The 15365-nt window shown below is 43.8% G+C and carries 5 protein-coding genes; all 5 read left to right on the top strand.

The genetic code is table 11. The annotated features are described in order from the left end of the window. Positions 1-8: 8 nt before the first annotated feature. The 5 genes from ACYRY3_RS41800 (at position 9) to ACYRY3_RS41780 (ending at position 15281) form a co-directional block, all read left to right on the top strand. Positions 9-1751 (top strand): SDR family NAD(P)-dependent oxidoreductase, encoded by a 1743-nt coding sequence (locus ACYRY3_RS41800; RefSeq protein ID WP_460207733.1) that lies wholly within the window; start codon positions 9-11, stop codon positions 1749-1751. A gap of 200 nt (positions 1752-1951) precedes the next feature. After that, a complete protein-coding gene (locus ACYRY3_RS41795) occupies positions 1952-7114 on the top strand; it encodes a PfaB family protein (RefSeq protein ID WP_460207732.1) in 5163 nt (1720 codons plus the stop codon). 10 nt (positions 7115-7124) lie between these two features. Then, the gene (locus ACYRY3_RS41790; protein WP_460207731.1) at positions 7125-8813 is read left to right on the top strand and encodes a PfaD family polyunsaturated fatty acid/polyketide biosynthesis protein; all 1689 of its coding nucleotides are present in this window, start codon (positions 7125-7127) and stop codon (positions 8811-8813) included. 265 nt (positions 8814-9078) lie between these two features. Next, positions 9079-9333: an acyl carrier protein gene (locus ACYRY3_RS41785; RefSeq protein ID WP_460207730.1), complete on the top strand. Its 255-nt coding sequence runs from the start codon at positions 9079-9081 to the stop codon at positions 9331-9333. Between the two features lie 410 nt (positions 9334-9743). After that, positions 9744-15281: a type I polyketide synthase gene (locus ACYRY3_RS41780; protein ID WP_460207729.1), complete on the top strand. Its 5538-nt coding sequence runs from the start codon at positions 9744-9746 to the stop codon at positions 15279-15281. The last annotated feature ends 84 nt before the right edge of the window (positions 15282-15365 follow it).

Genomic DNA, 15365 nt, shown 5'->3' with positions numbered 1-15365 from the left:
TAAGCACAATGAATATAAACACAAAAATTAATTCATCATCAGTTATTCTCATTAGCGGTGGAGGAAGAGGGGTTACGGCGCAATGTGCGATCCAGCTAGCAGAACAATATCAATGTAAATTTATTCTGCTTGGTCGTTCCGAACTGACTGAATCCGAACCGACATGGGCTAGGGAGTGCTTCGAGGAAGCTGAATTGAAAAAGCGCATTATGCAGGATTTCATCAGCCGAGGTGACAAGCCTACACCTGTAAAAGTCCAAAAGGTCTTCAATTCCTTGCTAGCTCAACGAGAAATTTCGACAACCATTTCTGCAATCCAGCAAGCTGGCGGACAGGTAAAATACCTTAGTGCAGACATTACCAACAAGTCTACTTTACAAGCAGAACTAGCGTCAGTTGTTCAAAGCACCGGACAGATTACAGGAATTATTCATGGCGCTGGCGTTTTAGCAGATAAATTCATTGAAAACAAAACAGAGCGAGATTTTGATACTGTTTACGCTGCTAAAATTGAAGGCTTAGAAAATTTACTGAACTGTGTAGAACCCAATCGATTAGATTTCATTGTTTTATTTTCCTCTTTCGTAGCTTTTTACGGCAATGCAGGTCAGTCTGATTATGCGCTGGCTAACGAAATTCTTAATAAAACAGCTTATCTGCTTCAAAGGAAATATCCATCTTGTCACGTTGTTTCCATCGGTTGGGGACCTTGGGATGGCGGTATGGTGACACCAGAATTAAAAAAGGTTTTCTCTCAACTCAACATGGAACTGATTCCTCTGGAAGTTGGCGCTCAAATGTTAGTTGATGAACTTAAGCCTTCCCATCACGGAACCGCACAAACTCTAGTTATGAGCAGTGCGATCGCAGCTTCACCCAAGCCTCTCTATTCTCAATCACGAACATTTCGATTTCGCCGTAAATTAACCTTAGCAGCCAACTCTTTTGTTTGCGATCATGCATTTGGTGGCAAAGCTGTTTTACCCGCCATGTGTAGTATAGCATGGATTGCTCGTGCTTGCGAGCAAATCTATCCCGGTTACACATTTTTCAGTTGTAGCAACTACAAAGTTCTGAAAGGGATTATTTTCGACCAAAGTTTAGCCACAGAATACGTTTTAGATGTAAAAGAAATTCAGAAACTAAATTCTGGGGAAATAGATTTTGAGGTATTGGTCTGGAGCGAAAGCCCAAAAGGAATACCCTATTATCATTACAGCACTCAAGTTAGACTTATCAAGGAAGTTCCCCCCACCCCTTCTCAATCTTTAAATATCACGCAAGACCCAGCGCTTCTCAGTCTTTTCCCTTATCAAGATGGAACTTTATTTCATAAACGTAATTTTCAAGGAATAAAGCAAATTCTCCATATGACTTCTGAAAGACTGATTGCTCGGTGTAAACTAGACAACATTGACATCAAAACACAAGGTCAATTCCCAGTACAAACATTTAATCCCTACACATCCGATCTTTTATTTCAATGTTTTTTAGTTTGGGTCAGGCATTTTTATAATTTAGCAAGTTTGCCATTACAAATTCAAAAGCTCGAACAATTCCAAGAAATTCCTTTCAATAAAGAATTTTATATTTCTTTAGAAATTACCTCAAATCAAGAGACAAATTTCTTTGCTAGCAGTACAGTGTATGATTCTCAAGGTCAAATCTACATGCAGACTTTTGATATGCAAGTGACTGCTAGCGAACGTCTCAATCATCTGTTTTTAAACAATTCTTTGGTTAGTTGTTAAGTAGGTCGGTAAGAAAAAACGTAACTAGTAAGGGCCGTCTCAGTCATTTGTCATTGGTAAGGGCTTCAGATATATTTACATTTTGTAAAGTAATTCTGTTTATTCCCGCCCACTTCCTTAGTTGTTGGTTGTAACTCGCTATCTACCAACAATCAACCACTAAATACTAACCAATAACCCTATTTTAAGGAGTCTAAATAATGGTGAAGCTTGCAATTGTTGGCATGGAAAGTTTTTTTGGAAACTGTTATGGATTGGATAACTTTCAGCATAGTATTTATGAGGCAAATCAACATTTTATTCCTGTTCCTCATACACGATATCAAAACATACAAACAACGCAAAATATACATTCAAAAAACGATTTTGACAGCGAACAAAGCTCATTGGGCGCATACATTGAAAACTTTGAAATCGATACCTTTTATTTCAAAATTCCACCCCACGATCTAGATAAATATGACACTCAGCAGCTGTTAATGCTTAAGGTTATTGACAATGCTTTAAGGGATGCAGATTTAGATGAAAAGGGTAAATTGCTGCAAAATATGGCTATTGTCACAGTCATAAAAGATGAACCCGTTTTAGAAATGAAGACTGGCTCCGATTCTAGTGACAAAAGCTTTCTCAAGCAGCAAAAAAATCTTGTTTACAATAAAATTTCTAGTTTGTGGAATATTTCCGGACCGAATTTCAGTGTATGTGTTGAAGAAAATTCCGTCTTTGATGCGCTGGAAATAGCAAAAATGCTTCTGACAGTTGGTTCTGCAGACGCTGTTGTTGTAGGTGCTGTGAATTTGGCTAACAACTCTGCTTTGTGGTACGATCGCCTAGCAAGCATGAATACTGGCAAACCAACCTTAAGTTATGACCGTAATGGTAACGGTTCGATGTTGGGGGAAGGTGCTGGAGCGATCGTGTTAAAGCGCTACGAAAAGGCTAAGCAAGATAGCGATCGCATCTATGCTGTCATTGATTCTGTTGTTGTCACTCATAAAGCTTCTGCGACCCCGAGTGAATCAGCCCGCCAATGCTGCTACAGGGCTTTTGAGGAAGCAGAAGTTGAACCAACAGACATTGGTTATCTTGAAGTTTTTGGCAGTGGGATTGAAGAGCAAGATAAGGCTGAAATCAACGGCTTACTCCAAGCTTATCACGTCCCTGGTGCAGAATTAAGTTGCGCGATTGGCAGTGTCAAATCAAACATAGGACACACTTATATTGCTTCTGGAATTGCTAGCTTAATCAAAACTGCTCTTTGCCTTTACAATCGCTATATTCCCGCAACTCCACAATGGTCTGGTTTCAAAAAACCAGAGATTTGGGAGAACAGCCCTTTTTATGTCCCCACGGAGTCGAGACCGTGGTTATTGACAAAAGAACAAACAAAGAGGGTAGCTGCAATTAATAGTTTGGATAAAAATGCTAATTTCTCACACGCCATAATATCAGAAGACCCAAGTCAAGAAAACCGCAGCAACAAATCTTTACAAGAAAGTGCTTGTTATCTTTGTCCCATTGCAGCAAACGAGCTATCGGCTTTACTCGAACAACTTGATGTACTAGAACAGAAGATTAAAAACAGTTCCTCTTTATCTGCTACAGCCAGCGAAATATGGAGCGCTTTTCACTCGAATTCCCAAGCAACCTATGCTCTAGCAATTGTGGGACATAACAAAAAGGAATTGCTGCGGGAAATTGAGCGCGGAAGAAAGGGTGTCGCAGATGCTTTTGCTCAAGGCAAAGAGTGGAAAAGCCCTGTAGGTAGTTATTTTACCGCCAAGCCCTTGGGTAAAAAGGGTACTGTTGCCTTTGTTTACCCAGGCGCTTTTAATTCCTACATTGGCATGGGTCGAAAACTTTTCAACTTGTTTCCTAAAACTTACGATCGCGTTGCCAGTTTTGTCTGCGATCAAAGCCAATTTTTTAGAGATAAACAGCTTTATCCCAGAAGTTTACACCAATTATCGAAAAGGCAACTCGAAGACCTCGAAACACAATTCCTCAGCGATACCTTGGGATTACAGGTCTCTGGAACGGGTTTTTCTGTACTGTGGACCTTCATCATGAAAGAATATTTTCAAGTGCAACCTCAAGTCGCATTTGGATATAGCATGGGCGAAAGCAGTATGCTCTACGCCTTAAATGTTTGGGTCAGTGCCGAAGAAGTTAGCAATTTTGTACATTCGTCTCCCATTTTTCAAACGCGGTTAGCAGGTTCTAAAACTGTACTTCACGATTACTGGGGCTTATCCCAAGCAAATGCTGGCGAAGATTTATGGCACAGTTATGTTCTCATGGCTCCAGTATCTGCAGTCAAAACCTGCTTGGAACGGGAAAGTCAAGTCTATTTGACAAATATTAACACCCCTACAGAAGTTGTTATCGGTGGCGAACCTCAAGCTTGTCTTAGGGTGATTCAAGCTTTGAAATGTGAAGCCTTCCGCGCACCAGCTGACATGGTGTTGCACTGCGAACCGACAGTCTCTGAATATAGAGAGTTAATTAAACTTAATACTACAGATGTTAATAATGTAAAGAATATTAATTTCTATTCTTCGGCTCACTACGACTTGCTTCGTCTTGATAAAGAGTCCCTGGCTCATAGCATTAGTCAAGGATTTTCCCAGCTGGTCGATTTTCCCCGACTCGTTCACCAAGTTTATGAGGATGGAGCGAGAATATTTATTGAGTTGGGTCCTGGGAATACCTGTTCCCGATGGATTTCTGAGAACCTTCAACAGAAAGAACATATAACCATGTCCGTCAATCGCAGGGGGGTTGATGATTTCACTGCGATCGTCAGAGTTTTGGCACAACTCCTCAGCCATCGGGTTTCGATGGATTTATCCCCACTTTACTCCCCGATATTGGAGAGTGTTAAGACAAAGAAAACTCTAATTAAAACTGTCACTCCGGATAGTTTACCGCTTATTCCCGCCAATAATACCACATCTGAGACCAAACGCTCTGAAAATTCTGCCGTTGAAAAGCCATCGAATATCGTTCTTGATGAATCTCAGGTACTGGAGTTTGCCAAAGGACAGGTTTCACGCGTACTGGGTAAAGACTTTGAAAGTATCGACCCCTATACCAAAAGAGTCCGCCTTCCGTCTCCGCCTTATCTGTTTGTCAGTAGAGTTACCAAACTTGAAGGTCAACGAGGTGAGTACGATACTGGTTTTATTCAAACAGAGTATGATGTTCCTCAAGATGCTTGGTATTCAGTTGATGGTCAAATTCCCTTAGGAATCTATGAAGAAGCGGGACAGGGAATCTTACTTTTACTCGGTTATTTAGGAACGGACTTTGAGAATCAAGGGAAAAGGTCATTTCGCTTACTAGATCTTACTGCTACATTTCTATGTGAGCCGCCTCAAGAAGTAAAAACACTTCGTTATGATATCAAAATTGATTCTTATGTAAGGACGACAAGCAACTTAATTGTCTTTTTTCACGCAGATTGTTTTGTTGGGGATAAACAGATTATAAAAATTTCTGGAGGCTGTGCTGGGCTATTTTCTGAGGAGGAGCTTGAGCAAGGTCAAGGTATTATTGTTACCGAGCGTGAAGAGAAAGAAAGAAGCCGCATTCAAAAGAAATCTTTTCAACCATTACTGTTGTGCCAAAAATCTACTTTTGAGAAGGACGATTTACTTCACTTAAGCCAGGGTAATATTGCTGCTTGCTTTGGAGATAATTACGAACAAAATGGTTTGAATCCGTCACTCCGGTTACCCTCAAAGATGCTGACAATGGTCGATCGCGTGATATCTGTCGATCCCAAAGGAGGTGTTGCAGGATTGGGTCTAGTCATTGCTGAAAAAACTGTAGAGCCAAAGGATTGGTATTTTCTCTGTCACTTCAAAAATGACCCTACCATGCCCGGTAGCCTGATGATTGAAGGGAGTTCGCAGGTATTGCAATTTTACACTCTTTTCTTGGGACTGCAAAAGTGTACTTTAGATGCTCGGTTTCAACCAATTTCCCAGCGTCCTCAAGTGTCGCGTTTTCGCGGACAAGTGACTCCGACTTCCGGAAAATTGATCTACCGATTGGAAGTTATGGAAATCAGTCTGTCCCCAACACCTTTCGTTATATGTAACGTCGATATTATCTTTGGGGACAAAACAATTGCTACCGCTCAAAACTTGGGGTGGCAATTATCTGAAAAGCCAGAACAAACATTATTGGTAAAACAAAATTTGCTTCAAAAACCAGTTTTATTTAATGAATCACAAGTTCAAGAACTGACTAAAGGTGCTGTTGCTACCTGTTTGGGTCCAGAATATCAAATTTATGACAATCGTCGTTCGGTGTGTCTGCCAAACAGAGATTTATGTTTGGTCAGCCGTATTCTGGAATTTGAGGGCAAACGACACGATTTGACAAAAACTGCCAATCTGGTGACTGAATACGATGTTTCTCCAGAAGCCTGGTTTTTCCGTCATAATTCTTATCCTTATTTGCCCTACTGTACGTATATTGAAATAGCCGGTCAGCCTTGTATTTTCTTGGGTGTTTACCTTGGAGCCCCTTTATTATTGCCAGAGGAAAATCTTCATTTTCGCAATCTTGATGGTAAAGGCACAATTCTGAGGGATGTGGATGTACGTGGTAAGACTATTACCGACAAGGTGCATTTAAAATCATCAACTGTAGTCCAAGGAGCAATCATTCAAAAGTTTGATTTTCAGTTATTGTGCGATGGCGAACTTTTTTATCAAAGTGAGATGGTGTTTGGCTATTTTAGCGACCAAATGCTGGCTAATCAAGTAGGATTGGATGGAGGAAAAGTTGTACGTCCTTGGTATGAGGATGACAAGAATGAGTATTTATCAGCGATCGCTATCAATCTCAAAAATCCCCTCTTTCAGGAGAAATTCTATCAAGCTCCACTTAGTAAACCATACTACCATCTAGCTCACGGGCAGTTAAATTTTCTCGATGAAGTGTTGATTGTTGAAGCAGGCGGAAAATACCAACAAGGTTACATCTATGGCAGTAAGGATATTAGCCCAACAGACTGGTATTTCCCCTATCACTTTTATCAAGACCCTGTTATGCCGGGGTCGTTAGGTATTGAAGCTATCTTGCAAGCAATGCAAGTTTATGCATTACAGCTTGACTTGGGAAGACAGTTTAAATCTCCTCGATTCGGACAAGTATTTAACCATGAGATGACCTGGAAGTATCGCGGTCAGGTTACTCCTGAAAATCACAAAATGTATTTTGAGGTTCATATCTCAAAGATTGATGTTAATAACGAACGAGTCATCATTGTTGGTGATGCAAGTTTGTGGAAAGACAACATGAGAATTTACGAAGTTAAAGACATAGCAATTTCTTTATTAGAATCATAGGGGTTTCAAGATGTTAACTAATGGCAATGGTAATGGAAAAAAAGCACAAAATCTGCCTACATCTCTCATCGAGAGTGGCGGTAATGTGACAAGCTATTTCAACGATAAAAACAAAGCTTGGAAAGGTTATTTAGATTTAATTTCCTTTGATGAAATCGGAATCAAGGCTCGACTTCTGAATTTGCATCAACCTTGTTACATCCTTAAAGATCGAGATCGAATTGGTATTGCCAACCACGGTTGTTCCTACGATTTTGACAACAGTCAAGGTGGGTTGATAGAGATTTTGATGGTTGCCCCACCAATGCTACCTCAACACTTAGGCGATCGCAACTTCTTAGATTTTCACGGGGTCAAATATGCTTATGCGGCTGGTGCCATGGCAGGTGGCATTGCGTCAGCAGAATTAGTCATAGCCCTTGGGAAAGCAGGCTTTCTGGCTAGTTTTGGCGCTGCTGGCTTGGTTCCGTCGCGAGTTGAAGCAGCTATTAAGCAAATCCAGCAAGCCCTTCCTAATGGACCTTACGCATTTAACCTCATTCACAGCCCCAGCGAAGAAGCCTTGGAAAGGCGGGCTGTGGATTTGTACCTCAAATATGGTGTGAGGACTGTAGAAGCTTCTGCATTTATGGATTTGACACCCCATATTGTGCGTTACCGGGCGGCAGGTTTGAGTGTCAATGCACTCGGTCAAATTGAGATAAAAAACAAAATCATTGCCAAAATTTCTCGCCCAGAAGTTGCCTCGCAGTTTTTACAGCCAGCGCCAGCAAAAATTCTCAAGCAGTTGGTTGAAGAACAACTGATTACAGAGTTACAAGCTACTTTAGCTCAAAAAGTTCCGATGGCTGATGACATCACGGTGGAAGCCGATTCAGGTGGTCATACAGACAATCGTCCCTTGGTTTGTCTGCTTCCTTCTATCATCTCTTTGCGAGATCGGATGCAGCAAAAGTACTGCTACCAAAAACAGGTTAGGGTTGGTGCAGGAGGAGGTATTGGAACACCAGAATCAGCATTAGCTGCCTTTATGATGGGCGCTAGTTATGTGGTGACGGGGTCTGTTAATCAAGCCTGCGTCGAAGCTGGAACCTCTGCCCATACAAAACGTTTGTTAGCTCAAGCTGGCATAGCAGATGTCACTATGGCTCCATGTGCCGATATGTTTGAAATGGGAGTGAAAGTCCAACTGCTCAAACGCGGTACTCTTTTCCCAATGCGGGCACAAAAGTTATACGACCTTTATAGAAACTATAATTCAATTGACGAAATTCCCACTGAAGAAAGACAAAAATTAGAAGAACAAATCTTTAGAAGAAGCTTGGAAGCAGTTTGGCAAGATACGGTTGCCTTTTTCACCGAACGAGATCCAGAGCAAATCACCAGGGCAAACAACAATCCCAAGCGGAAAATGGCTCTTATTTTCCGGTGGTATCTGGGGTTGTCCTCCCGATGGGCTAGTTCTGGGGAAAACAACCGGGAGATGGATTATCAAATTTGGTGCGGACCTGCAATCGGTGCCTTCAATGAATGGGTTCAAGGAACTTACCTAGCCGCCCCAGAAGCACGGCACGTAGCAGATGTTGCCTATCATATAATGACCGGAGCCGCTTATTTATACCGATTGCAAAGTTTGAAACTGCAAGGCTTGCAGTTACCAGCCCACTTCAGCTACTACCACCCAGTTTCTGGGGAGTAGAGAGTTGTAGTGGTATGTTTCTAAGGGAGTGGGGAAAGAATGATAGCCAATTCCTATGTCCCTCATCCCCACTTCGTGGGAACCCCAAGTTCTCCAATTTTATATAAAGTTTTGTAAATTTCGCGTAATTCTACTTTCTCGAAGTGAAGAAATTAATAACGGTTGATTATTTTTACAAAGCATCAAAAATCAACCTTTAAGACTTAGCCTCAGGAATATCACTTAATAAACTTCAACGTCAACTCATATTTAAAGGAATCGGTGCATGGCTATTTCAAATACCCAGTCTCAAACCGCAGAAACAATTCAATCTTGGTTGGTCAATGAGTTTGCTGAAAGACTTGAACTTCCACAAGATGAAATCGATGTGAATGAACCATTTGATAACTACGACCTGAATTCTGCCGAGACGATGATTCTACTTGGAAAACTGGAAAAGTGGTTGGGAAGCAAACTGAATCCCACCTTGATTTTCAATTATCCAACTATTGCAGAACTTTCCGAGCGGTTAGCTGAATAAATGAGCAGTCTGTCATCTTATATCTTGCACCATCGCCTTCTTGCAAAAATGAAAGCCCAAAAAGCTTATTATTCAGTAGGTAGGGCTATGCCGCACACTCCGTTATTGAGAAGGTGCAAGATGTCAGTCATCAGAACTTTGCTGGATTTTTCAAAGTGACAGTTGAATATTTCTTAGCGACCTTCACCTAGCGGGGACGCTTCCCGTTGCCGTAGGCTATCCCCGCAGGGCTACAGGCGTCTTCGTGGTTATTTAAATATTTTGGGTCGCGATCGCAGAGAGCGAGCTTCTTGCTGAGCTTGGCAACGAAGGAAGCATAGACGCTAAGAGGACAAAAGCCACAGGAAGCAAAGTTCGTTTTATGAAAGACTTATGTTTTCAAGACTCATCTAATTAAGATATTAACAAAAATGGAACCAATTGCAATTATAGGCATTAGCTGCCGATTTCCGGGTGCAGATAATCCAGAAGCTTTTTGGCAACTTCTGCGCGATGGAGTCGATGCTATTACAGAAATACCCTCGAGTCGCTGGGATATCCGCCAATTTTATGACCGAGACCCAGAAATTTCCGGTAAAATGAACTCGCGCTGCGGTGGCTTTTTGCCGCAGGTAGACCAGTTTGACCCTCAATTTTTTGGAATTTCACCACGAGAAGCGGTTTCTATGGACCCCCAGCAACGACTCTTACTAGAGGTGGCTTGGGAGGCATTGGAAGATGCCGGACAGGTACAAGAACAGTTGTCTGGCTCGCAAACTGGTGTGTTTGTTGGCATTTCCACAAACGATTACACTCTCATTCAGGGGGAGGAATATTCTCAGCGACCTCAAGGTTATGATTTAACGGGTAACGTACTGAGCATTGCAGCTGGTCGTATTTCTTACCAATTTAATTTGAGGGGACCGAGCATGGCAATTGATACTGCTTGCTCTTCCTCACTCGTTGCCGTTCACCTCGCCTGCCAAAATCTATGGAACAAAGATGCAACCATGGCTTTGGCTGGTGGCGTGAACGTCATCGTTTCACCCACTGGTAACATTGGTCTGACCAAGCTGAAAGCGTTGTCTCCCGATGGTCGCTGCAAAACCTTTGATGCCGAAGCAAACGGCTATGTTCGGAGTGAGGGAGTAGGTTTTGTTGTTCTCAAACCTTTATCACAAGCTTTAGCAGACAAAGACCGGATTTATGCGCTGATTCGAGGTAGTGCTATTAACCACGATGGTCGCAGCAAGGGATTGACTGTGCCTTACGGTCCTGCTCAGGAAGCACTCATTCGTCAAGCATTGGAGAAAAGCGGGGTGGCACCTGCTGAAATTAGCTACATCGAACTGCACGGTACGGGAACTCCTTTAGGCGATCCAATTGAAGCGATGGCGCTGGGAAATGTGCTTGCTAAAGAGCGTCCGCCTGAGAGCTACTGCACTGTAGGTTCAGTGAAAAGCAATATTGGGCATCTAGAGGCAGCTTCTGGGATTGCTGGTTTAATTAAAGTTGCACTATCGCTTCAAAACAAACTCATACCACCAAATTTGCATTTTCACAAGCCCAATCCCTACATTCCTTTTGAAACTTTGCCAATACGGGTATCACGGGCTCTGACGCCTTGGTCTACTGGGTCTACCCCAGCCTTTGCTGGCATTAGCTCTTTTGGTTTTGCTGGAACCAATGCTCATGTCGTCCTTGAAGAAGCTCCCTCGCTCCCTCCCTCCCTCGCTCCCTCCCCCCCTTCCTCCCTCCTATTGCCCCTGTCCGCCCATAGCCCGGAAGCTGTCAAATCTCTTGCACGAACTTATCAAAGCTTTCTAGGATCTCAAGAATTTGATGCTGCTGCATTGCAAGATATTTGCTACACAGCCAGTGTTCGGCGCACGCACCACGAACACCGTTTAGCAGTTGTCGTTAACTCTCCCGCACAGGTCAAGGAAAGTTTACAAAATTTTATACAAGGCAATGCAGACGTTAACCTGTCCGTTGGTCGGAAAAACCGCCGTCGCCGCCCGAAGTTAGCTTTCGTTTTTTCCGGTCAAGGTCCTCAATGGTGGGCTATGGGACGGGAGTTACTAGAACAGGAACCAGTGTTTCGCTCGGCTATAGAGGAGTGCGATGAACTCATCAAATCGCATACTGGTTGGTCTGTGTTAGAAGAACTGACCGAGGAAGATGCGTCCCAATCCCGCTTGCAAGAAACAGAGTTTGCCCAACCAGCTATTTTTGCACTGCAAGTAGCACTTGCTCGGGTGTGGCGTTCTTGGGGTATTGACCCAGATGCAGTTGTAGGTCACAGCTTGGGAGAAGTTGCAGCAGCCCATATCTCTGGTGCTTTAACCTTAGCAGATGCAGCGTACTTGATTTGCCATCGAGGACGCTTGATGCAACAAGCAACTGGTAACGGCAAAATGGCGGCGATCGAACTCCCAGCAAAAGAGACAGAGCGTTTGTTGTCTGGATACGAAGACCGTCTTACGATCGCAGCAATGAACAGTCCGACTTCCACTGTCATCTCAGGAGAACCATTCGCGGTCGAATCAGTGCTCAAGTTACTCGAGCAAGAGCAACCACAAGTTTTCTGCAAGCTGTTACCTGTGAATTATGCATTTCACAGCCCGCAGATGTCTCCCTTTGCTACGGAACTAGTACAACGGCTGCAACAACTTCAACCACAAAAAGAAACGATTCCTTTCTTCTCCACCGTTACCGGTCAGAAGAGTCACGGTGCAGATTTAGATGCGCTTTACTGGGGTCGAAATTTAGAACAACCCGTCCGCTTTGCAAGAGCGATTGAGGAACTGGTGAACGCAGGTCAAACAATCTTTATAGAAGTTAGCCCGCACCCGGTACTTTCAGGTTATATTTCCCAGTGTCTCGGTCATCTGAATAAAGAAGGTACAGTCCTGCACTCTCTGCGACGGGGACAACCAGAACGAGCTACGTTACTGAGTGCTCTAGGAAACCTTTACACTCAAGGATTTTCAGTGAACTGGCAGCAGCTGTATCCATCTGCAGGCTCGGTTGTTAGTCTACCTTCCTACCCTTGGCAACGCCAAAGATATTGGTTTGAACGGAAAAATCCGTTGCCAGTTTTGCAAACTAGGGATACATCGTTACATCCCCTGCTCGGTCAACGCCTGCGATCGCCACTTAAGGAAACCTTATTCGAGTCCGAGTTAAGTGTTGATTTGCAACCTTTCCTAGTCGGTCATCAGGTGTATGGTATGGTAGTGCTGCCAGGAGCGGGTTATTTAGAAATAGCCTTAGCCGGGGCGGCAGCAGCTCTTGGGTTAGAACCGTACTGCCTACAAGAAGTATCAATTCAAGAACCGCTCATCTTGCCAGAAAATAGCAGTCGCGTTGTACAGTTAATACTAACACCCTTAGGTGATGGGCAAACGTCTTTTCGTATAGTGAGCGTTGAAGCCGAGGGAGCAAATGACGCCAATAATTGGACACAGCATGCTGCGGGAAAAGTCAATGCTGGGCAATCAAATTTGGTGCAAACATCCGTTTCTCTGAAAGACCTGCAAGCACGTATTCAAGAACAGGTATCAGTTAGAACCTACTATCAACAGCTGCAAGAGCGGGGACTGGAGTATGGACCGAGCTTTCAGGGAATTGAACAACTCTGGCGGTACGATGGAGAGGTTTTGGGGCGAATTCGACTTCCTGAGGCATTAGTATCAGAAGCAACAGCCTATCATCTGCATCCAGTGTTGATGGACTCTGGTTTCCAGCTTTTGTTTGCAGCCTTGGCTGGCGAAGGTGAAGAAAATACTTATCTACCGGTAGGTTTGGACAATTTGCGGCTTTATCATCGCGCTGATACTCAACTGTGGATTCACGGTCAGATACGGCGCAAGGATGGTTTAAATCAAGAAACCCTCACAGGGGATCTGTGGCTGTTTGATGATGCGGGACAGGTTATAGCAGAGATAGAGGGTTTCCACGTCAAGCGTGCAAAGCGTGAGATGCTCCTACAATTTGCTCAAAAAAACCTGAGTCATTGGCTTTATGAAGTAGAATGGCGACCTCAGGCGCGTGAGTCCAACTTGCAGCACCAAGCAAACCATCCGGGTAACTGGTTGCTCTTTGCCGACCGAGAAGGGACAGCAGCAGAGGTAGCAGAACTACTGAAGAACCAAGGCGACAATTGTTTCATGGTCTTTGCCGGTGAAGCCTATGAGGTTTCAGAGGAAGGACACTACAAAATCAACCCCGATTCTACACAAGATTTTCAGAAACTGTTTAACGAGGTCTTGAAGAGAAATAAAGCCCCGTTACGTGGAGTAGTTCACTTATGGGGATTGGATAGCTCTTTAGAAGAAGCGATGACAGTAGATTCTCTCAAAGTTGCTCAGACCTTAGGCTCTCAAAGTGTGTTGTATCTAGTGCAGGAGCTAGCCAAAGTTGATGATAAATCAGCATCTCCTCGGCTTTGGTTAACCACAAGGGGTGCTCAACCAGTGGAATCGCGAACAACTTCACCGGGCGTCGCCCACTCCACCTTGTGGGGGCTAGGTCGTGTTATCGCCCTAGAACATCCCGAAATTTGGGGAGGAATGGTAGATTTGGAGGCAAGCACCTCTGCTAAGGCAGCTTCCTTGCTGTTTGCAGAAATGTCACAGCCCGATAAAGAAGATCATATAGTTTTTCGAGGCGAGCAGCGTTATGTTGCCCGTCTAGTTCCCAGCAGCCATAGCAAGAAAGCAGCAAAACCATTATCTTTGCGCCAAGACGCCACTTACCTAATTACTGGTGGTTTAGGCAGTCTCGGACTTCAGCTTGCTGGGTGGATGGTGCAGCAAGGCGCACGGCACTTAGTGCTGGTAGGACGCAGTGGTGCTTCTGATTCTACCCGCGAAGCTTTGAACGAGTTAGAACGTTTAGGTGCCAAAGTTTTGGTTGCAAAGGGAGATGTCTCTCAACAGAAAGATGTTGCGAGAATCCTTGGGGAAATCAGTGAATCAATGCCGCCACTGCGAGGAGTCATTCACGCAGCTGGTATCCTTGACGATGGGGTACTCCGCCAACAGGAGTGGGAACGCTTTCACAAAGTGATGGCTCCGAAGGTTGAAGGAGCTTGGAACCTGCACCTTCTGACACAAAACTTGCCTTTAGACTACTTTGTGATGTTCTCGTCAGTCGCCTCATTGCTTGGCTCACCCGGACAAGGAAATTATGCAGCAGCCAATGCCTTTTTGGATGCACTTGCCCATCATCGTCGAGCACAGGGGCTACCAGGTTTGAGTATCAATTGGAGCTTTTGGGCAAATATGGGGATGGCGGCTGGCTTAGACAGTCTCAACCAAAACCGTTTAGCTGCAATGGGGATGGATACCATTGCACCAAAGCAAGGATTACAAGTGCTGGAGCAGTTACTCCAACAGCCCTCTGCCCAAGTTGGGGTGATACCCGTCAACTGGGCGCAGTTCATGCAGCAATTTACACCTGAGACCGCTCCACCCCTTCTCACCGAGTTAACTCCTGAGCGAGTACAGGTCAACACCGAGCAACTAACAGTACCAAAACTTGAGTTTTTGCTGAAATTAAAGCAAGTTTCTTCCCACGATCGCCAAGAACTTTTACTTGCTCACATTCAAGACTTAGTTACCAAAGTTTTGGGTCTAACTTCATCCCATCGATTGGAAGCGCATCAAGGTTTCTTTGACCTTGGCATGGATTCTCTGACTTCGATGGAATTAAGGAACCGTCTCCAAGCTTCTTTAGGGCACTCCCTTTCTTCCACACTCATCTTTGACTATCCAACTCTCAATGCTCTTGCTGCGTATTTGAACAGTGAGATGTTTCCTGAAGAAACTGACGATGACAATTTACAAACAGTTTCACAGAACAATCATCATCAGCAAACTATGACTGCAGCAGAAATCGAACAGCTTTCAGAAGAAGATGCAGAAGCATTACTGCTCCTAGAACTAGAAACTATGAAATTCTAAGACAGTTTGCTCTACTCAGTAGGTGGGTCGGAATAAACAGAATTGTATTACAAAATGTAAATGCATCTGAAACCCTTACTAATG

Source organism: Scytonema sp. NUACC21 (genome assembly GCF_054684315.1).
The sequence above is the reverse complement of the archived record's forward strand: the minus strand, read 5'-3'. Positions and strand labels throughout refer to the sequence as shown.